The 18864-nt window shown below is 67.7% G+C and carries 14 protein-coding genes and 1 pseudogene; 4 read left to right on the top strand and 11 right to left on the bottom strand.

The genetic code is table 11. From position 1 onward, the window contains the following. Position 1 precedes the first annotated feature (1 nt). On the top strand, positions 2–1738 hold the full coding sequence (locus DB31_RS34655) for a serine/threonine protein kinase (protein ID WP_044196117.1): 1737 nt from the start codon (positions 2–4) through the stop codon (positions 1736–1738). A gap of 16 nt (positions 1739–1754) precedes the next feature. Here the strand turns inward: DB31_RS34655 and DB31_RS34650 are convergent, their stop codons facing one another. From DB31_RS34650 to DB31_RS34620, 7 genes are all read right to left on the bottom strand, one after another. Next, positions 1755–3350, bottom strand: a complete 1596-nt coding sequence (locus DB31_RS34650) for a metallophosphoesterase (RefSeq protein ID WP_044196115.1) — start codon at positions 3348–3350, stop codon at positions 1755–1757. Positions 3351–3479: 129 nt separating this feature from the next. Beyond that, positions 3480–4199, bottom strand: a complete 720-nt coding sequence (locus DB31_RS34645; protein ID WP_044196113.1) for a lipoprotein — start codon at positions 4197–4199, stop codon at positions 3480–3482. Beyond that, positions 4196–4897, bottom strand: coding sequence for a DUF4956 domain-containing protein (locus DB31_RS34640; protein ID WP_044196111.1), 702 nt, complete (start codon positions 4895–4897; stop codon positions 4196–4198). The genes DB31_RS34645 and DB31_RS34640 overlap by 4 nt, the downstream gene beginning before the upstream one ends. 12 nt (positions 4898–4909) lie before the next feature. Next, complete coding sequence (gene tmk / locus DB31_RS34635) at positions 4910–6607, bottom strand: dTMP kinase (protein WP_044196109.1); 1698 nt, start codon at positions 6605–6607, stop codon at positions 4910–4912. 6 nt (positions 6608–6613) lie between these two features. Then, a complete protein-coding gene (locus tag DB31_RS34630) occupies positions 6614–7330 on the bottom strand; it encodes a VTC domain-containing protein (RefSeq protein WP_044196107.1) in 717 nt (238 codons plus the stop codon). A gap of 16 nt (positions 7331–7346) precedes the next feature. Further along, positions 7347–8492, bottom strand: coding sequence for a porin family protein (locus DB31_RS34625; RefSeq protein ID WP_044196106.1), 1146 nt, complete (start codon positions 8490–8492; stop codon positions 7347–7349). 181 nt (positions 8493–8673) lie between these two features. Continuing rightward, positions 8674–9228 carry a hypothetical protein gene (locus DB31_RS34620; protein WP_063769296.1) on the bottom strand — a complete coding sequence of 185 codons (555 nt, stop codon included), beginning with the start codon at positions 9226–9228 and terminating at the stop codon, positions 8674–8676. A gap of 192 nt (positions 9229–9420) precedes the next feature. Here DB31_RS34620 and DB31_RS34615 point away from each other — a divergent pair, with 192 nt between their 5' ends. Beyond that, positions 9421–11778, top strand: coding sequence for a serine/threonine-protein kinase (locus tag DB31_RS34615; RefSeq protein WP_044196105.1), 2358 nt, complete (start codon positions 9421–9423; stop codon positions 11776–11778). A gap of 35 nt (positions 11779–11813) precedes the next feature. On the opposite strand, the gene DB31_RS34610 is transcribed toward DB31_RS34615, so the two are convergent. The 4 genes from DB31_RS34610 to moeB form a co-directional block, all read right to left on the bottom strand. Next, a complete protein-coding gene (locus DB31_RS34610) occupies positions 11814–13472 on the bottom strand; it encodes a CotH kinase family protein (protein ID WP_083969052.1) in 1659 nt (552 codons plus the stop codon). 168 nt (positions 13473–13640) lie between these two features. After that, positions 13641–15299 (bottom strand): CotH kinase family protein, encoded by a 1659-nt coding sequence (locus DB31_RS34605; protein WP_169787137.1) that lies wholly within the window; start codon positions 15297–15299, stop codon positions 13641–13643. Positions 15300–15435: 136 nt separating this feature from the next. Further along, positions 15436–15768: a rhodanese-like domain-containing protein gene (locus DB31_RS34600; RefSeq protein WP_044196103.1), complete on the bottom strand. Its 333-nt coding sequence runs from the start codon at positions 15766–15768 to the stop codon at positions 15436–15438. A gap of 10 nt (positions 15769–15778) precedes the next feature. After that, a complete protein-coding gene (gene moeB / locus DB31_RS34595; RefSeq protein ID WP_044196102.1) occupies positions 15779–16939 on the bottom strand; it encodes a molybdopterin-synthase adenylyltransferase MoeB in 1161 nt (386 codons plus the stop codon). 113 nt (positions 16940–17052) lie between these two features. On the opposite strand from moeB, the gene DB31_RS34590 reads away from it, so the two are divergent. Both DB31_RS34590 and DB31_RS34585 read left to right on the top strand, forming a co-directional pair. Next, the gene (locus DB31_RS34590) at positions 17053–17445 is read left to right on the top strand and encodes a HesB/IscA family protein (protein ID WP_044196100.1); all 393 of its coding nucleotides are present in this window, start codon (positions 17053–17055) and stop codon (positions 17443–17445) included. Positions 17446–17872: 427 nt separating this feature from the next. After that, positions 17873–18864, top strand: a pseudogene (locus DB31_RS34585) (hypothetical protein); the annotation flags it as partial.

Genomic DNA, 18864 nt, shown 5'->3' with positions numbered 1-18864 from the left:
GATGCAGTTTGGCAAGTATCGGCTGGTCAAGAAGCTTGCCACGGGGGGCATGGCGGAGGTGTTCCTGGCCAAGGCAGCGGGGCCCATGGGGTTCGAGAAGAACCTCGTGATCAAGCGCATCCTGCCCCATCTGGCCGAGGACCCTCGGTTCGTGGAGATGTTCCTCGCCGAGGCCCGGTTGGCCGCGCTGCTCAACCATCCCAACATCGTCCAGATCTTCGACTTCGGTGAGTTCGAGGAGACCTACTATCTGGCGATGGAGTTCATCGACGGGCCTAACCTGCGTACCCTCTCCAGGCGCGCTCGTGATTCAGGTATCCGTCTTCCGCCTGTGTACTGTGCGAAGATCATCTCTCAGGCGTGCGACGGGCTCGCGTTTGCTCACGACTTTGTCTCTCCAGAGACCGGAGCGCCTCTCAATCTCATTCACCGCGACGTCAGTCCCGACAACATCCTCTTGTCCAGACAAGGCGCCGTGAAGGTCGTGGACTTCGGCATCGCCAAGGCCGCCAATCAGGAGCACAGGACTCAGACCGGCATGATCAAGGGCAAGCTCGCCTACATGCCGCCAGAGCAGCTCCAGGGCCAGCCCCTGGACCGGCGCGTGGATGTCTATGCCCTGGGCGTCGTCCTCTATGAACTGCTCACCGGCCACAAGCCCTTCGATGCCACCACCGATGTGAGCATGATGCAGGCCATCATCTTCGAGCCCTTCGTGCCTGCCTCCCATCGGCGTCCGGATTTGCCTCGGGCGCTCTCGCAGATCCTGGATCGTGCGCTCGGAAAGGTGCGTGAACACCGCTACCCAGACTGCCGCGCCTTTCAGGCCGAGCTCGATCGCTTCATCCACTCCTCGGAAGAGTCCGTCGGTGTCTGGCAATTGTCGCAGTGGGTGTTGGGTGTCCTGGGTGAGGCTCCCATGCCCACCGCCTCGACATCTTTCGCCACAGGCGTTGGCATCTCTCGGGTCGAGACTGCCACTCGCTCCCCGCAGACTGCTGTGGCACGAAGCTCTCGTACATCCATGGATGAGGGCTCCAAGGTCTCGATGGTGGGGCCCTCATCGACCCTGGCCGGTGCAGAGAGCTCAGTCTCCGAGGAGCCCTTGCCTCCCGTTCCGCAGCGCGGGACTGGCCGCTGGGTGATCTGGGCAAGTCTCCTGCTGCTCGTCGTGGGAGGTGGAGTGTGGGGCTCGCTCCAATCCGCAGCGGAGCGCCCCGATGCCCCTCCTGAACTCCCGGCACTCCAAGCCTCACTTCAGCAGAAGTCCCCCAGCGTGCAGGAGCCGGAGCCCCCTCGTGTGCAAGAGCAGGAGCCTCCCCATGAGCCAGAGCCTGCGCCGACCCTCGAGCCTCAGGCCATCGCCGACGAGCCAAAGCCCGAAGTCGAGCCTGTCGTGGAAAAGTCAGCGCCTCCGCCGCAGCGTGCGCCTGTAAAACCCACCCCGCGGAAGGTCAGCCGCAAGTTGCTATCTCCCGCGACCGCACCCGCACCGGCTCCCACTCCCACGGCCCCCGTTTCCCAGATGGCCACCCTGGAGTTCAGGATCCGGCCCTATGCCATCGTGGTGCTCGATGGGAAGCAGCTCGGTCAGACACCTTTGGCTCCCACCGAGGTGGTGGCGGGCACGCACTCCGTGCTCCTCATCAACAAGGACCTTCGCAAGGAGGTGACTCGCTCCGTGGAGGTGAAGGCCGGCCAGGTCAATGTCTTCAAGCACAACCTGCTCGAAGAGTGACAGGCATGCGCTCTGCTCAGCGCCGACGCCGCCTCAGGAATCCGGTCAGCACCAGCGCGCCGAATGGGAGCAGGGCTCCGGCAGCGACGGACGAGCACCCCGAGCTGTTGGCATCTCCTGACACCCCCGAGGAGGACTCCGGCGGTGTGGAGGACACGGGCGGCTGGGTGTTCCCTGGAGGTGAACTCCCCGAGGAAGCCGAGACGGTGACCTCCGCAGTGGAGGTGAGGCTCGTGCTCCCTCTCGAGGCCGTCGCCGTCACCGTGTACTGGCCTGGCTTGGAATAGATGTGCTTCACCTCGGAGCCCTGGCCCGCCGAACCGTCCCCGAAGTCCCAGCGCACGCTGAGGCCAGAGGAGGGGAGCTCGGCGCGGAAGAGCGTGTGGAGCGGCGCCGTGCCTCGCTGTCCCTCCACGACGACCGTGAAGGCCTTGGGCGGCTCGGGCGGCAACTGCTTCGTCAGGGTGAAGGAATCCACCACCGACCCCTCGGGCGTCATCAGCTTCGCGCTGAGCGTGCCCTCCTTGACGTCGACATCCAAGAAGCCGTGCACCGTGTTGTTGCGCAGCACGCTCCAATCCTGTTTCTCCGTGGAGAACTCCCGCAGGTTCGCGCCCCCTCCGCCCACCACGAGATAGGTGATGCCCTTCTCGCTCCCCGTCGCGACCCGGTCTCCGATCATGGGCTTGCTGCGCTCGTAGTTGTGGTCATGCCCCGTGAGGACGAGGTCCACCCCGTACTGCTCGAACAGCGGCCCGAATTCGCGGCGCACGGTGAGCTGGGAGCCGTGATCGCCGCTCGACCAGGGTGGGTGGTGCATGTAGACGATCTTCCAGGGCGCCCGGCTCTGCGCCAGATCCTGCTCCAGCCACGCCCGCTGCGCCGCCAGCGTGCATCGATCATTCGATGCCAGGCCCACCGCGCAGTTCGAGTCCAACGCCACGAAGTGCACGAAGCCCCAGTCGAAGGAGTAGTAGCGCTCGCCCCCGCTCGGGCTGGTGGGCAGGTACAGGTTGTCCAGGTACGGCTGCGCCTGATTCGTGACGTACTCGTGGTTGCCCGCCACCGGAAAGAAGGGCACCTCCGAGATCAAGTCCGCCAGCGGCTTGAAGAGGTTGTTCTGGATCTCGTCCTCGGTCCCCGCCTCGTAGGCGTTGTCCCCGAGCGCGATGAACAGCTCGGGCTGCTGGGCCCGCATGCTCGCGGCTACGTTCTTCTCGCGCGTTCCGCCCGTGCCGAAGTCCCCGACCGTGACGAAGTGCACGTGCCGTGTGCCCTCGACCGGCGCGGTGCGGAAGTGCTTCCGCGGTATCCGCGTGCCACAGGCATCCACCTCATAGGTGTACTCGGTGCCGGGCTTCAGGCCCTTCAGTTCAATGGCATGGATGCGGCCGCCTTGCCCTGTGCGGGCCACCTGGTCCACGGCGCCCTGGATGCCGTAGTGCACCTCCGGAGTGCAGCTCTCATCCAGCCGGAAGGCGATGAGGGCCGTGTCCTGTCCCACGCGCTGCAGGTACGGAGCCCGGGTCAGCGAGGCGGCCTGGGCTGACCCCGCGCTCAACGTGAGCAAGCAAGCGAGTGCACCGAGCGCAGATACCTTCAAGAAGCGCATGAAGCCTCCGCCCCGGTGGATTCCGGGCTCCCGGAGGCTCCAACTGTCGTTCGCTCCACCTCCATCCAGCCCCCCTGCCAAGCCAGCAGGGGAGCGGAGGAGCGCTCGGGCCCGCAGGCCCGGACAGGGCTACTTCTTGATGGTGTGGGAGACGAGCTCCTCGAGCCGCTCGCCGTCCTCCTTCACCTTGCCGACGCCAGGCACGAGCCAGTACGTGCGCTCCGAGCCCGCCTTGTCCGGCCGAGCACGCTGGATCTTGATGGTGTTGGTGAAGGTGCCAGCCGGGACGGTGACGGTCTCGTTCACTGCGAGCACGCGCCACACATAGGTCCGCTCCTTCTCATCCACGAGGCCTGTGTCCTCCCGCGTCAGCTCGCGGATGGTGGACGAGTAGCTCCAGCCCTGCTGCTGCTCCTGGGCCAGGGACTTCACCGTGGCCGGATTCCACGTCGTCACCCGGACGACCGCGCCGGCCTTGAGATCCTCCTCGCGCAGGCGCACCACCGTGCCGTTCTGGAGCTCGAGCTGCCACGACTGCTCCTCCAGGTGCGGCTGCACGCTGCGGACCAGGATGGCCGTGGTGTTCGTGTCAGGGACGGTCTTCGGCCCGAGCACCTCCACCGTCTTGTCGAAGATGCCCCTCTGCGGATCCGTGATGCGGTACGTCCACGTCGAACCGGTCGTCAGCGGCCAGAGCGACGCAGGCGCCTCGGGCGAGGGCTTCACGGGCGTGTCTGGCAGTTCCTGATCCGACGGCGTCGGATTGTTCCCCGTCGGCAGGCTGCCGCTCCCGCCACATCCTCCCAGCCACACCACGGCCGCCAGCGCGGCCAGGACTGCTCGCTTCATACCAGATCCTCCCGTGTCCCCTTGGGGCTTACCGCCGTCCACTTCAGCCCCCGCAGGGGCGCTCCCTCGGTCCGGCTCAGCGCTGCGACGAGCGAGCCGGGCTCTTTCTCTTCCACTTCCAACTCCAGCCGGCGCCCGTCGAAGTCGAGCGCGCAGCCCTTCACCATCACGTTGCGCTCCCCGAGCGCCTGGCGCAGCGAGGCCTCCGCGCGCACCAGGTCATCCGACTGTGCCGAGAGCACCACGCGCTGCTTGGGCGCCTTCTCCTCCTTGTTGAAGAAGTCGAGCACCAGCAGCAGCCCCGCGACGAACAGCGTGCCCACGCCCGCCAGCGCCAGGCTCCCATGCCCGCAGGCCATGCCCAGACCGATCACCAGGAAGAGGATCGCCGCGTCCCGTGGGTCCTTGAGGCCCGAGCGGAACCGCACGAAGCCTCCCAGCCCCACCAGCCCGAAGGCCTTGGCCACGCTGTTGCCGATGACGCAGGTGATGACGGCCGCCGCGGTGCACAGCAGCACCTGCGCCTGCACCATCTCCGACTTCGGCAGTGGCCGGCCCATGATCAGCCGCCACGGCCGCAGCGACAGCACCGCGCCGATCAGCACCGCCGCCACCATCCGCGGCACGATGGCGTCCACGTGGAGCGTGGTCAGCTCCTGATCCAGCTCTCCGAAGATTCCCGTGAAGGTCGACTCCATGATGGCTGGCTCCTAGAGCGTGGGCTGCGATTCGGTGCTGACTGCTGGGCGGATGGCGCGCTCCGTGGTCGTCTCGTGCGCCAGGGAGATGACCCCATAGGCGTTGCGCAGCAGCGGCAGCCGGTTCGGGCCCGTGCGCAGGATGCGAGTGATGAGTGTCTCGGCGCGCTCCGTCAGCGGCAGCCCCTTGAGCGAGGACAGCACCGTGGCTGGCCAGCGCTCCGCACAGGCCTCGCGCAGCTGCCACGCCCGCGGATCATCCAGCCCGTCGAGCGAGTCGATCGACTCTTTCGTCACCAGGGCGTAGCGCTCACGCAGCGCGAAGGCCTCGGACGAGATGAGGCCCGTCAGCGAGCGCAGCACCAGCTTGGGGGCCTTGTCCGCGAGCTGCTCGCGCAGGCCCTGGGCGAACGCCGAGTCCAGGCCCGTGATGCTCCGCACCACGGAGAGCCGATCGTGCGCCAGGAGCGCCTCGCGCAGCGCATCCACCCGCTCGCCACTCAGGCCCGTGAGGCTGCGCGCCACCTCCGAGTACAGCTTTTGCTGGATGCCCAGCTCGCGCACGGACCAGGCCGTCTCTCCGTCCACGCCCGCAAGGCCGAGCAGCACCTGCGCCAGGTGCCGCTCCCGCAGCGCCTGCTGCCGCAGCGCCCAGGCCTCGTGGCTGTCGTTGCGCTTGAGGCTCGAGACCACCTCGCCGGGCGCCAGGGCGTAGAGTTGCTGGCGCAACGCCATGGCCTTCGGAGACAGGCTCGAGCTCAGGCTGGCCGCCACGTCCGCGGGCACCACCTTCGCCAACAGCTCGCGCAGCGCCCACGAGGACTCGTCCTCCAGCCCCGTCAGGCTGCGCACGGCCAGCCCCGGGAAGCGCTCCACCGCCGCCAGGCGCCGCTGATGCGCCGCCAGTCCTGGCAGGCCTCCCAGCATCCACACGGCGAGGCTCGGCTCGCGCACCTCCAGCGAGTCCAGCGCTTGGAAGAAGCGCTCCTCCACGCCGTCCACCGTCACCTCGCCGTGCACCACCGGCGTGTTCGGAGGCGAGATGCGCTGCACCTGCGGCTCGCGGCCCTGCAGCCGCGCCACCACCGCGTCCACGATGCGCTGCTCCAGCACCCACAGCGGCTGGTCGTTGTTCTCGATGATGAGCCAGCGCCCCGGATCCTGGCGCGCCATGTTCAAGAAGGCCTCGCGCACCCGCACCGCGAGCCCCGCCCCCGCGAGCCCCTTCCGGCTGTCCGTGTCCGAGGAGCGCCCCTCCTTCAGCTTGCCCAGGCGCTTGCGCAGCCGCGCCAGCTCTGGCTCCACGTCCACCAGGATCACCAGATCCGGCCAGGTGCCGCGAGAGGCCAGCTCGCACGCCGGCTTCAGCTCCTCCAGGGGCAGGCCCCGCCCCCCGCCGCTCAGTGCCAGCTGCGAGTACAGATACCGATCGCTGATGCAGACCTCACCCCGGGCCAGCGCGGGCGAGATGACCTCCTCGAACTGCTGCGCATCGCGCGCCACGTTGAGGAAGAACTCGGTGCGAGCCCCCAGCTCCAGCAGGCGCGAGTCACGCGTCAGTTCGCGGATGCGCCGCGCGGTGGGAGCCTGCAGCTCGCCCCCCTCGCGGGCGTGAGCCACCTTGTAACCCAGCCGGCGCAGACGCCCGGCCAGGAGGTTGGAGAGCGTTGTCTTTCCGCTGCCGTCAATGCCTTCGAAGTCGATGAACACGGTGCCCTAACCCCCCAAAACCCCATCTGCGGCGAAGGCCTGGAGCCTCGCCATGCCCTCGGCAAACTTGCTGTACGCGGGCTTCCTGCCGCCCGGGTGCAGCGCTGCCAGCCACGGTGGCAGCACTTCGCCCAAATGCTTCACCTCGACCACCACGCGGCGGTCCGTGAAGACCGGAGGCCCCAGCCGCTCGGCGGTGAGAGTCGTCTCCGACAGCGCCAACTGCGGCGTCACCGGGTGGAAGCCGATGTCCCGATCCACCGTCACCCGCCAGGCCTGCGTGGCCTGGTACACGTGGCGCCGGTACGTCACCGCCAGCACGGGCATCAGCCGCCCGCCCGCAATGAGGGGCAGCAGTCCCGCGCTCCCGCGAATCACGCTCTGCAGTTGCGCGCGAGGCACCCACGCCCGGCGCTTCTGCGTCATTCCGTGGCGCTCGCGCTTCACCTCCAGCACCACGCGCTGCACGCCCCCGGCCCCGAGATCCGGCGAGTACTCCTTGGTGCGAACCTTGAGGCAGTCCTCCGGCGTGCGCAGCGCGCGCAGGGCCAGCGGGTAGCCCGGCTTGTCGAAGTACACGGACACGATGCGCGTGGGCGGAGGCAGGCTCCCGCCGAGCTCCGCGCTGATCCGCGCGCACAGCTCGCCCACGACGTCCTGATCCAGCACCAGCTTGAACTCGCGGCGAAGCTTGGTGACTTCCCCCTCAGCGAACGACAGCATCGTCAAGCCTCCGTGCCTAGAAGCGGGTGGCCAACTGCAGCGAGAGTTCTGTCCCCGGAGCCTCATCGCCTGGACGCAGCGCGCGCTCGGCTTGCAACTGGGCCTTGAAGGAGTCGGAGAACAGAACGTTGAGGCCGCCTACGGCCGCCCAGCCGCGGCCCTCCAGCTCACCGCGCAGTTGGAGCGCCTCAGCCCCCGCCAATGGCTGCAGCGCCCACTCGTGGCCCAGCGGCAGCGTGTAGCTGACCAGTCCGAGCTGCGCCGTGAAGGGCCCCACCCCCAGCCGGCCGGTGACGACTTCGCCCGACAGCTCCAGCGCGCCCAGGTGCAGCGTGCCATCCGCCGCCACGGCATGCCGCTGCGTCCCCTCCAGCACCTGCGCCATGTAGCTGCTGGCCCCCACCGTGAGCGCCTTGAAGGGACGCACCGTCACGCGCGCCGCCGCATCCTCGCTGGTGCGCTGGCCCAGCGCGTCCTTGGAACCCTCGAAGAGGCCGCCAGAGACCTTCAGCCCCCAGAACTCCTTGAGCCGCACCTCGCCCATGAGCCCCAGTCGGCGCCCACCCAGCTCGTGCGTCTCCGTCAGGTAGTCATCCACGAGCCCGCGCCGCATGAGCGGCAGGCCCCACGTGGACTCCAGCTCGCGCGCCAGGAAGGGCGCCTTGAACTGGCCCGCATACAGCCGCAGGCGCTTGTCTCCATCGGCGATCCGGACGAAGGCATCCTTGAGCGGATTCTTCGACGACAGATCCGCGGTGACTTCCGCCTCGATGTACTCGAACGTGGCGTTCACGCCCACCCGGGCCGACGGCACGGACAGCGAGCGCGTGTAGTCCTCGCGCCCATCCGCGCTCGCCCGCGCGAACACGCGCCCGAACAGGCGCACGGAGCGCCCCTCTTCCTCATCGGCCGGGGCCGTCTCCGCCACCTCGGGGTTTTCTCCCAGAGGCTCGACCTTGGCCTTCTTCTTCTTCTTTTTCGTTTGGGCCGGAGCCTCGGACACCGCCACGGGCGCCGATGGACCTACAGCAGGAGCCTCGGGAGCCACAGGGGAGGCCTCATCCACCGTTTCCACAGCATCCGCCGCCCAGGCCGGGGCGCTCAATAAGACCGCGACGAGGAGGCCCCGCCAGTTCCAATCCATCCCTCGCCACGCGCCCATGTCCTGCCTCCACGCCGCAGTCCGCGAGGGGACGACTGCAACGCGGATGCCCAGGACGGCAGCGTCGGCCAGAGGACACGCTCCCAAGGCGCTCGCTCTGAAAACGCTGAGGCCGGCGCGGGGGCCGCCCCCGGTGGGAATGAAATTTCCTTACCGGGAGGGGGCCGGTCGACTGACAGACTTACAGACTGGAGGGAGTCTCCGGAGGCTTCTCAGGGGCGGGCTCGGCCGGGCTCTCGGCCGCGGGCGGCGGGGGCGCCGGGCTCGGCTGGGCGGCCAGCTCGGCCAGGACCGGATGTGGCTCGTCCGAGCGATCCTTGCGCACCACACTCCGGATTCCATACCCCAGCGCCACAGTAGCTGCGATGCCCACCATGACCCACAGCACGAAGCGAGGGACGGGTGGATCCGTCACCTCCACCTCCGCGTGGAGCACCTTGAGGCGGGTGGTCCGGAAGCTCACGTCCAGTTGGTACAAGCCGGTGCTCTCGGGGGTGAAGGTGGTGACCCAGTTCACCGCGCCCTTCTTCACCGTCTGGACCTGACCGCGCGGGGAGCCGGGCTCGCGCAGGGTGATGGTGACAGGCCCATCGAAGGTGGGCCCATCGAAGCTCCCCACATGGAGGAGGACCTTGAGGGGCTCTCCTGCGCGGGGGAGGTACGGCTGGATGGAGCCCTGGAGGCGATCCTCCGTGTCGGACCAGGAGAGCTCCAGGACCTGATTGCGCCTGTCCACGGAGATCCGGTCAGGCCCTTTGAGGAAGGCTGGCTGGGCTACGGCGGTCGTGAGCCCGGCAAGCAGGCTGAGCCCGAGCACCCAGCGTGCGATCCCGTCGAGACGGCTTTGCCTCCTGCCAACCCGTCGCCTAAGATGCTTCGCGCTGACACCTACCACGTGAGCTTGCTCCCACCCGGCGAGCAATCCGGGATGACTGCTCCTCAAACCTTCGGGAAATATCAGCTTCTGAAGAAGCTCGCCACGGGCGGGATGGCCGAGGTGTGGCTTGCGCGCAGCACGGGCATCGAGGGCTTCACCAAGAACGTGGTGGTGAAGCGCATCCTTCCGCACCTGGCGGAGGACCGCGAGTTCGTGGAGATGTTCCGCAACGAGGCGCTGATCGCCGCGAACTTCAACCACCCCAACATCGCCCAGGTGTACGAGTTCGGCGAGGCCAACGGCACCTACTTCATCGCCATGGAGTACATCCACGGCGAGGACCTGGGCCGGGTGATGCGCAAGGCGTGGACCGCGGGGCAGTGGATCGCCCGGCCGCTGGCCATCCGCATCGTCGCCAGCGCGTGTGAGGGCCTGTACTACGCGCACACCCGCGTGGACGGCAGCGGCAAGCCGCTCAAAGTCGTCCACCGCGACATCTCTCCGCAGAACATCCTGATCAGCTTCGACGGTTCGGTGAAGCTGGTGGACTTCGGTATCGCCAAGGCGGCGGACACGGTGGGCCTGACGAAGTCGGGCGCCATCAAGGGCAAGTTCGCGTACATGGCGCCGGAGCAGGCCGGTGGCAAGGCGCTGGATCACCGCGCGGACATCTTCGCCATCGGGCTGGTGCTCTACGAGCTGCTCACGGGCGTGCGCCCGCTGAAGCGGGACTCGGAGCTGGCCACGCTGCAGGCCGCGCTCGAGTGCGCCATCACGACGCCCTCCGAGGTGGCGGATGTCCCCTCCGAGCTGGACTCGGTGGTGATGAACGCGCTGTCCAAGGCGGCGGATGATCGCTACCGGGACGCGCGCCAGTTCCAGATTGCCCTGGAAGAGACGCTCGTCGCCCAGCGCTGGGTGGCCAGCTCGGTGCAGATCTCCGAGCTGATGGAGACGCTCTTCGCGGATCGGCTCGCGGAGGAGAAGAAGACGGGCAACCTGATGCCCACCACCACGGAGGAGTTCTCCAGCCAGAGCAACTCCTCGCCGGCCTCCCCCCAGGAGCCGGTGCAGGGCCGCCGGGGAGCTCCGCCGGCTCCGAAGGTGGACATGGAGTGGGAGGCGCCTCCGGGAGAGGTGTCCCAGCGCAACGAGCGGCGGGCGACCTCCGCTCAGATGCGCGCGGCTGAGCGTCCCCGGGATCCGAACTCGCCGCGCTCGCTGGCCGAGGAGATGGCGGAGTACGCGGCGCCCTCGGGCGGCACGGCGGTGGCTCGCCGCCGCACGGGCGAGCTGCCCAAGCGGACGGGCGGGGAGACGGCGATTGCGCGCACGCCCTCGCGTCCGGACATGGCGCGGGCCGAGTTCGAGGCACCGCCTCCCGAGCCTCCTCCGCAGCGCCGCAGCAGTGCGCGGCAGCTCCAGGTAGAGCAGGAGGAGGACGAGGACGAGCTGCCGTCGCGGACCCGGGCACGGGCTCGCACCGGCGCCCTGGCGGCGATCAATGCCCGCGCGCGGTACGACGAGGATCCGGATGCGGATCCCGAGCGGACCCGGCTGCCTCCGCCCTCGCGCGAGCCTGAGCCGTCGCCGGACGAGACCTTGCCGCCGCCTGCTCCGCCGCGGCGCCGCACGGGCCAGGTGAGCCGGGTTCAGCCGGCCGTTGATCCGCATGAGGCTCCAACGGCGCCTCGGCGACGGACCTCCAGCCGGGTGGAGCTGAGGCAGGCGCCTCCGCCACCGAAGCGGCCTGAGCCGGAGGAGGAGGACGAGGCTCCTTCGAGGCCGCAGGCGGCGGCGAAGGCGCCGCGCCGGTCGATCAACACGGCGGACCTGCTGAAGAAGATCGTCCTGCTGGTGGCCGCCGTGGCGATGGCCGGTGGGCTGGTGATGTTCTGGCCGAAGCTGATGAAGCGGCCCATCGACGGCATGGGCATCTTCGTGACGGTGGACACGAACCCGAAGGTGAACGTGCGGGTGCTGCACAGTGACAAGTGCGGCAGCCCTGAGCCGGTCACGGATCTGGGGATGACGCCGCTCAAGGGCGTGTCGGGTGCTCACATCCAGGACACGCTGGTGCTGGAGAACAAAGCCCAGGGCATCTACGCCGAGGAGAAGGACCTGCTGAGCTTCGGCGAGCCGGGCGAGACGAAGAGCATCAAGCGCGAGTTCCGGCTGGGCAACCTGCTGCTGAAGGTGACGCCGAAGAACGTGGGCGACCTGAGTATCTCGCGGGAAGGCCAGGACCTGGGCAAGACCATCAGCGGGGGCGCGAAGCTGGAGCTGATGGAGGGTACCCACAGGCTGGAGCTGCGCGGGGACCGGCTCAAGGAGCCCGTGGAGATTGAGGTCAACGTGAAGGCCCGCGACACGACGACCGAGATGATCGACGTGTCCAAGCACATGTAGCCGGGTTGCGCCTCAGGAGCGCGGCAGGCTCGGATTCAGTGGATCACCCACGGGTTGGGCTCCTCGCGGCTGCGCTCGTAGTAGCGGCCCGGGGGGAGCTTTCCGTAGAAGAGCAGGTCCATGACGCCGACGACGCTCTTGCCGTCGAAGAGGCCCAGCTCGCCGTCCTCCATCAGTTTGAGGCCTAGCTGCTTGTCGGTGAAGCGCACCGTCTCGCCCGGGGCGAGAGTCTTCGTTGGGACGTTTTTCTTCTTCGCCGTGCGCAGGTCGGTGGTGAGGACGAGCCCAGTGGTGGAGACGGGGCTGGTGTGGAGGTTGCGCAGCTCCACCCAGCCCTCCTTCGCGTTCACCGCTTGGATGACCAACTGAGGCTTCCGGGCGCGCCAACGGGCGATCTCGCTCCTGAGGAAGCCGGTGCGGTTGGCGCTGTACTGCTTGAGGTAGCGGGGCGAGTCGTCGAACAGCGCCTGCACCACATGAGGGGCGCCGCGCATGTGCGGAGCGAGCAGCGCATGCATGGCGTCGATGCGCGCAGACAGGACCGCCGGGTCCAGCAGCTCGGCGATGCCTTTCTCGTAGAGCGTCAGGAGCCGGTCCCGGAGCTGCGGGTGGTTGAAGATGCGGGTGTTGAGGTTGGAGAAGATGGGCTTCCAGCGCTTCGGCTCATCCTCCTCTCGCTTGAGCCACTCGGCCTCCACAAAGCCGTCGAAGAGGCTGAAGTTGAAGAGGGGATGATTGTAGTCCGCCTGCTTGCCCGGCTTCGCTTCGGGGAGGTACTTCGCGTCGGTGTTGTTGAAGTCCCATGGCCCGTAGGTCCACCGGTCCGTCACGGCGTCGTGAATCCAGTAGCTCTTCGCGTCCTCGACGGTGTTCATGGTGACGAGCGCCTCGGCCACCAGCACCCGCAGGTAGTGCTCGAGCTCCACGCGCTGCTCGAGCATCTCCTCCAGGTTCGGTTCCGGCGTGTAGTTGATGGCTTGGAGGAAGGAGACGAGATCGTCGTTGGGAAGCTCCGCGTTCGTTTCCTTCTCCCAGTCCCGCTGGTACTTGCTGTCGAAGGACGTCTTCATCTCACCGTTCTTGCCCCCGGTGCGGTAGATGTTGGCATCCAGGTCCTGGAAGCCCTGGTTACTCAGGAGCGACTTGTCGACGCGGTCAGTGTCCAGGTAGACGCCCTGGTACTCACCGTTGATGACGAGGCGCACGTAGGTGGCGCGCGAGACGGGCACGTTCATCGCCTCGAGCATGTCGTAGGCGAGCTTCTCGAGCATCATGGTCTGCTCGCGCCACTCGGAGAGCAGGTTGAGCTTCTTGCGCCCTTTGTATTGCTCGCCCGTGGGCAGATCGATGCGCCAGCTCTTCTTGGGCCAGCCGCGTGAGCTGTTGCCACGCAGCCGCATCTCCGCCGACACGCTCCGCCCGTCCGGGAGGGTGAGCACGATGGGCTGCGGTGGGGTGTCCCTTTCCTCGTAGAAGAGCTCCAGCACCGCTGGATCAATCTGCACCCGGAGCTCGTCCAGGCTCGTCTGGAGTGGCGGGTACTGGAAGGGCTGCGCCAACGCGTCCGCTCGCTGCGCCTCGCTCTCCAAGGGCGCCTGCTCCTCCTTCAAGTCGATGCGTGCACACCCCGCGAGCAGCATGCCCGCGGCAAGCGCAGCCGCGCCCCGTACGGTCCACATGCCCCTCGTTGCCATGCTCCCTCCTTGGCTCGTTGGCACAGCCCACGGTTCAAGGAAGGTATCGGCGGCATCCCCAAGAACCAGTACGCCCCGAGGGAGCACGAGGCTGTGCTCCCTCGCACACTGGCGCAGCGGGTGGCTTCTTCACGGCAGAAGAGCTGCCCGGGTTGGAGGCGAAGGGCTTCAGTGAATTTCCCACCGGCTCGGAGTCTGCCGGTTGCGCTCGTAATAGCGGCCCGAGGGGAGCTTTCCGAAGAAGAGCAGATCGATGATGCCGACGACGCTCTTGCCGTCGAAGAGGCCCAGCTCTCCGTCCTCCACCAGCTTGAGGTCCAGTTGCTTGGCGGTGAAGCGCACCGTCTCGCCCGGGGCGAGAGTCTTCGTTGGGACGTTTTTCTTCTTCGCGGTGCGCAGGTTGGTGGTGAGGACGAGCCCCTTGGTGGAGACGGAGCTGGTGTGGAGGTTGCGCAGCTCCACCCAGCCCTCCTTCGCGTTCACCGCCTGGATGACCAGTTGCTGCTTCCGGGCGCGCCAACGGGCGATCTCACTCCTGAGGAAGCCGGTGCGGTTGGCGCTGTACTCCTTGAGGTAGCGGGGCGAGTCGTCGAACAGCGCCTGCACCACATGAGGGGCGCCGCGCATGTGCGGAGCGAGCAGCGCGTGCATGGCGTCGATGCGCGCAGCGAGGACCGCCGGCGCCAGCAGCTCGGCGATGCCTTTCTCGTAGAGCGCCAGGAGCCGGTCCCGGAGCTGCGGGTGGTTGACGATGCGGGTGTTGAGGTTGGAGAAGATGGGCTTGAAGCGCCCCGGATCATCCTCCTCGCGGTCGAGCCACTCCTCCTCCACCCAGCCGTCGAAGAGGCTGAAGTTGAAGAGAGGGTGCTTGTACTTCGCCTGCTTGCCCGGCCTCGAGTCGGGGACGTACTTCGCGTCGGTGTTGTTGAAGTCCCACGGCCCGTAGGTCCACCGGTCCGTGACGGCGTCATGAATCCAGTAGCTCCTCGCGTCCTCGTTGGTGCCCATGGTGACGAGCGCCTCGGCCACCAGCACCCGCAGGTAGTGCTCGAGCTCGATGCGCTGCTCGAGCATCGCCTCCAGGTTCGGCTCCGGCGTGTGGTTGAGGGCCTTGAGGAAGGAGACAAGGTCGTCGTTGGGAAGGCTCTCGTTCGTCTCCTTCTCCCAGTCCCGCTGGTACTTCTTGTCGAAGGACGTCTTCATCTCACCGTTCTTGCCTCCAGCACGGTAGATGTTGGCATCCAGGTCCTGGAAGCCCCGGTTGCGCAGCAGCGACTTGTCCACGCGGTCGGTGTCCAGGTAGACGCCCTGGTACTCGCCATTGATGACGAGGCGCACGTAGGTCGCACGCGAGACGGGCACGTTCATCGCCTCGAGCATGTCGTAGGCGAGCTTCTCGAGCATCATGGTCTGCTCGCGCCACTCGGAGAGCAGGTTGAGCTTTTTGCGGCCTTTGTATTGCTCGCTCGAGCCCAGATCGATGCGCCAGCTCTTCTTGGGCCAGCCGCGTGAGCTGTTGCCACGCAGCCGCATCTCCGCCTGCACGCGCCGCCCGCCCGGGAAGGTGATGAAGATGGGCTGTGGTGGGGTGTCCTCGTCCTCGTAGAAGAGCTCCAGCAGCGCTGGATCAATCTCCACCCGGAGCTCGTCCAGGCCCGTCTGGAGTGGCGGGTACTGGAAGGGCTGCGCCAACGCGTCCGACCGCTGCGTCTCGTGCTCCTGCGCCGGCGGCTCTTCCTTCGAGTCGATGGGTCCACATCCCGCGATCACCATTCCCACGACAAGCGCAGCCGCGCCCCATATGAGGCTCACGTCTCTCGTTTTCATGTCCCCCCCTTTGCTCATCGGTACAGCCCAGAGAGCGTGCAAAGTAACGGGGGTATCCCGAAGCACCAGCGTGCCCGAGGGAGGAAGAGGCTGTGCCCCCGTGCACACTGAATCAGTGGGTTGTAGGAATCGCGCGTCAGTAGCGCGGCAGCTTGGGGTCTACGAGCCTCGAATACAGATCAATCCCACCGTGGAGCGACACCGCATCCAGGCCGTGGGAGATCAGGTACGCCGCGCCGTCCAGGCTGCGCACTCCGTGGTGGCAGTAGACGACCACGGGGCGGCCTCGGAGCGCCTCCAGCTCGTCGGCGCGCTCGTCCAGCTCCGGCAGCGGAATGAGCACCGAGTCCGGCAGCGCCACATAGGCGTGCTCGTAGGGGAAGCGCACGTCGAGCAGGGCAGGGCGCTTCTCGGGAGGACCTGAGAGCTGTTCGGCCAGCTCGGCGGGGAGGATCTCCGGGATGGGCATGGGCGAGCTCTCAGGCGGCGGTGTTGCAGAACTGCTCGTAGTCGATGAACTCCACCTTCGCGCCGTCCTTGCACACGGGGCACTGCGGATCCCGCCGCATCTTGAGTTCCAGAAACCGTGTGCCGAGCGCGTCGAACGTCACCAGCCGGCCCATGAGCGGCTCACCCTTGCCGAGGATGAGCTTGAGCGCCTCGTTGGCCTGCATCAGCCCGATGATGCCTGGGAGCACTCCCAGCACCCCAGCCTCCGCGCACGAGGGCGCCAGCTCCGGCGGCGGCGGAGCAGGGTAGAGGCAGCGGTAGCAGGGGCCCTGGCCGGGAACGAACGTCGTCACCTGGCCCTCGAAGCGGAAGATGGAGCCGTGGATGTTGGGCTTGCGCTGCATCACGCACGCATCGTTCAGCAGGTACCGGGTCGGGAAGTTGTCGCCCCCGTCCAGCACCATGTCGAAGCCCTCGAGGATGCGCTCCACGTTCTTTGACGTCAGCCGCTCCGCGAAGGGCACCACCTTCACGTCCGGGTTCAGTGCCTCGATGGTGGCCCGGGCGCTCTCCGTCTTCGGCTGCCCCTGGCGCTCCCGCGTGTGGATCACCTGGCGCTGCAGGTTGCTCAGGTCCACCACGTCCATGTCCACGATGCCCAGCGTCCCCACACCCGCTGCGGCCAGGTAGAGCGCCGCCGGCGAGCCCAGTCCGCCCGCTCCCAGCAGCAGCACCCGGGCCTTCAGCAGCTTCTCCTGCCCGGCCTCGCCCACCTCGGGGAGGATGAGGTGGCGGCGGTAGCGCTCCTTCTGCTCGGCGGTGAGCACGAAGGGCTTCTCCACGGGGTACGCCGAGTCGCTCCAGCGGTTGTATCCCCCCGCCATGGAGGCCACGCGCTCGTAGCCCATCTCGCGCAGCGTCCGGGCCGCCAGCGCGGATCGGGTGCCTCCCGCGCAGTAGAGGATCAGCTCCTCCTCGCGCCGGGCTTTGTCCTCGATGCGCAGTTCCAGGTAGCCCCGGGGAATGTGGGTGGCGCCGGGCAGGCGGCCAGCCGCGTGTTCGTCCGCCTCGCGCACGTCGATGAGCTTCACCGAAGCCCGAGCGTCCAGCAGGCGCTTGACCTCCTCGACGGAGACCTCGCGGATCTCCTGCTTCACACTCGACAGCAGGTCTCGGAAGGTGGTGGCCATGTGTGGGTGGGTATAACCCGGGATTCTCCACGCGGCCCCTTGCTGTGAAGGGGACTCTGATGGATTTTCAGAGAGTCGGCGTTATAAGGCCCGAGCAAGGAGACAGACGCATCATGGACACCACCACGACGACCCAGACGCCGGCCACCACGGCTCCGGCCACGCAGTCCAACCCGATGGCTCCGGTGCAGCTCACCCCAGCCGCCATCACCCAGGTGAAGGAGGTCATCAAGGCCCAGGGCTTCGAGGGCTACTTCTTCTCCATCCGCGTGGTGCCTGCCGGCTGCAGCGGCCTCGGCTATGACTTGAACCTCGTGAAGGAGGCCAAGCCGAACGATCACGTGTGGGAGCAGGATGGCGTCCGCATCACCACCGACGCCCTGAGCAGCAAGTACCTGCTGGGCACCTCCGTGGACTTCGTCTCGTCCGTCACGGGCGCGGGCTTCAAGTTCGAGAACCCGAACGCGAAGTCCTCCTGCGGCTGCGGCACCTCGTTCACGACCTGATTCGAGCGGTATGGGCTGTAGCAGTACTGCCTCTCTCCCCCGGGGCCCCTGGGGTTGAGAGAGGCAGGGTGTGCCAGGGCCGGGTCCCCTCGTGGCGGGCCCCCCTGGATGGGGTACTCCCTAAATCCTTGAAATGACTCGCTGAGGTGTTTCTCTCACCGCTTGGTGACTGGACTCATCAGCTGATGACTGAAGTCCCACGGGAAAAGGGCTTCAGGCTGATGACTGGAGTCCCGGGAAGCCCTCCCGGGAGGTGAACCGGAAGCCCTTCGAAACCGGCGGCTTCCGAGCGTTCCCCTCTGAAAAGGGCTCCGTCAGGTGGCGACTGTGGGAGGCCGGAGCCGTTGGCACACCTCCTGCTCTAGCTCATGCACGTCAACCACTCGCTCTCGCCTCCCCCGAGAGCATGACCCCTAAGGACGCTGCCATGACCACGATCTCCGCGAACTCCGCCTCCCGTACCCAGTTCATCAAGCCTGAGCTGACCCGTGCCCAGCCGCTGCAGACGGTGGCGGCGTCCCCGGCTGCGGCCAATCCCGGCGTGGCCGCCAAGGTGGCGGATGGCTTCAGCAAGGCGGGCTCTGCGGTGGCCAACGGCGCCTCGGCGGCGGGCTCTGCGGTGGCCACCGGCGCCACCAAGGTTGGCTCCGCGGTGGGAGACGGCTTCAGCAAGGCGGGCGGCGCGGTGAAGGGCTGGAACAGCGACTCGGCCAACCGCATTACTACCAACCACCAGAACGGTGGCACGGGCCTGGCGGGCCGTGGCCTGGCGAGCGCGGGCCTGGTGGGCGGAATTGCCAGCATCGGCTCCAACAGCAAGGGCCTGGTGGAGGCCATCAAGAGCGGTGACAGCCATGCCATCGCGCAGAGCGCGCTGGGACTGGGCCGCGGCATCCTGGGCGCCGCCAAGGGTGGGCTGGACGTGGCTGCCGCGTTCACCTCGGCCAAGGACTTCGGCAAGCTGGCCGAGGCGGCCAAGGGCGCGGTGGCGGGCAAGGGCGGCGCGTTCTCCGGCGCCATTGCCAACGCGGCGGCCGAGGCGGCGCACAAGGGCGGCCCGCTGCGTCACGCGGACGCGATGGCCTCGGTGCTCAAGGAGAAGGGCGGGGTGGGCGGGCTGATGGCCGGAGGGAAGATGGCGGTGGCGGACCTGCTGCGTCAGGGCGGCTTCGCCGGAGCGGCCGGGAAGATTGAGAAGGGCGTCATCCAGTCGGGCACGAAGGTGGTGGGCAACGCGATTGACGCGGCCCAGATCACCAAGGGCGCTGGGGCGGCCCTCAAGGGAATCGAGGCGGGAGCCAAGGGCGCGGGCACGGCGGCGAAGCTGGCCGGCCGCTTCGCGCCGGGCCTGAACATCGGCATCGCGGCGCTGGACGCGGGCATCGCCGCGCGCACCTGGGCCGACCCCAAGTCGAGCAC

This window comes from Hyalangium minutum, from assembly GCF_000737315.1.
In the GTDB taxonomy this organism is placed as follows: Bacteria; Myxococcota; Myxococcia; order Myxococcales; family Myxococcaceae; genus Hyalangium; species Hyalangium minutum.
The sequence above is the reverse complement of the archived record's forward strand: the minus strand, read 5'-3'. Positions and strand labels throughout refer to the sequence as shown.

Coding starts and splice junctions, on each gene's coding strand:
- DB31_RS34655 (WP_044196117.1), top strand. CDS start 2: ATGCAGTTTGGCAAGTATCGGCTGGTCAAGAAGCTTGCCACGGGGGGC.
- DB31_RS34650 (WP_044196115.1), bottom strand. CDS start 3,350: ATGCGCTTCTTGAAGGTATCTGCGCTCGGTGCACTCGCTTGCTTGCTC.
- DB31_RS34645 (WP_044196113.1), bottom strand. CDS start 4,199: ATGAAGCGAGCAGTCCTGGCCGCGCTGGCGGCCGTGGTGTGGCTGGGA.
- DB31_RS34640 (WP_044196111.1), bottom strand. CDS start 4,897: ATGGAGTCGACCTTCACGGGAATCTTCGGAGAGCTGGATCAGGAGCTG.
- DB31_RS34630 (WP_044196107.1), bottom strand. CDS start 7,330: ATGCTGTCGTTCGCTGAGGGGGAAGTCACCAAGCTTCGCCGCGAGTTC.
- DB31_RS34625 (WP_044196106.1), bottom strand. CDS start 8,492: ATGGGCGCGTGGCGAGGGATGGATTGGAACTGGCGGGGCCTCCTCGTC.
- DB31_RS34615 (WP_044196105.1), top strand. CDS start 9,421: ATGACTGCTCCTCAAACCTTCGGGAAATATCAGCTTCTGAAGAAGCTC.
- DB31_RS34610 (WP_083969052.1), bottom strand. CDS start 13,472: ATGGCAACGAGGGGCATGTGGACCGTACGGGGCGCGGCTGCGCTTGCC.
- DB31_RS34605 (WP_169787137.1), bottom strand. CDS start 15,299: ATGAAAACGAGAGACGTGAGCCTCATATGGGGCGCGGCTGCGCTTGTC.
- DB31_RS34600 (WP_044196103.1), bottom strand. CDS start 15,768: ATGCCCATCCCGGAGATCCTCCCCGCCGAGCTGGCCGAACAGCTCTCA.
- moeB (WP_044196102.1), bottom strand. CDS start 16,939: ATGGCCACCACCTTCCGAGACCTGCTGTCGAGTGTGAAGCAGGAGATC.
- DB31_RS34590 (WP_044196100.1), top strand. CDS start 17,053: ATGGACACCACCACGACGACCCAGACGCCGGCCACCACGGCTCCGGCC.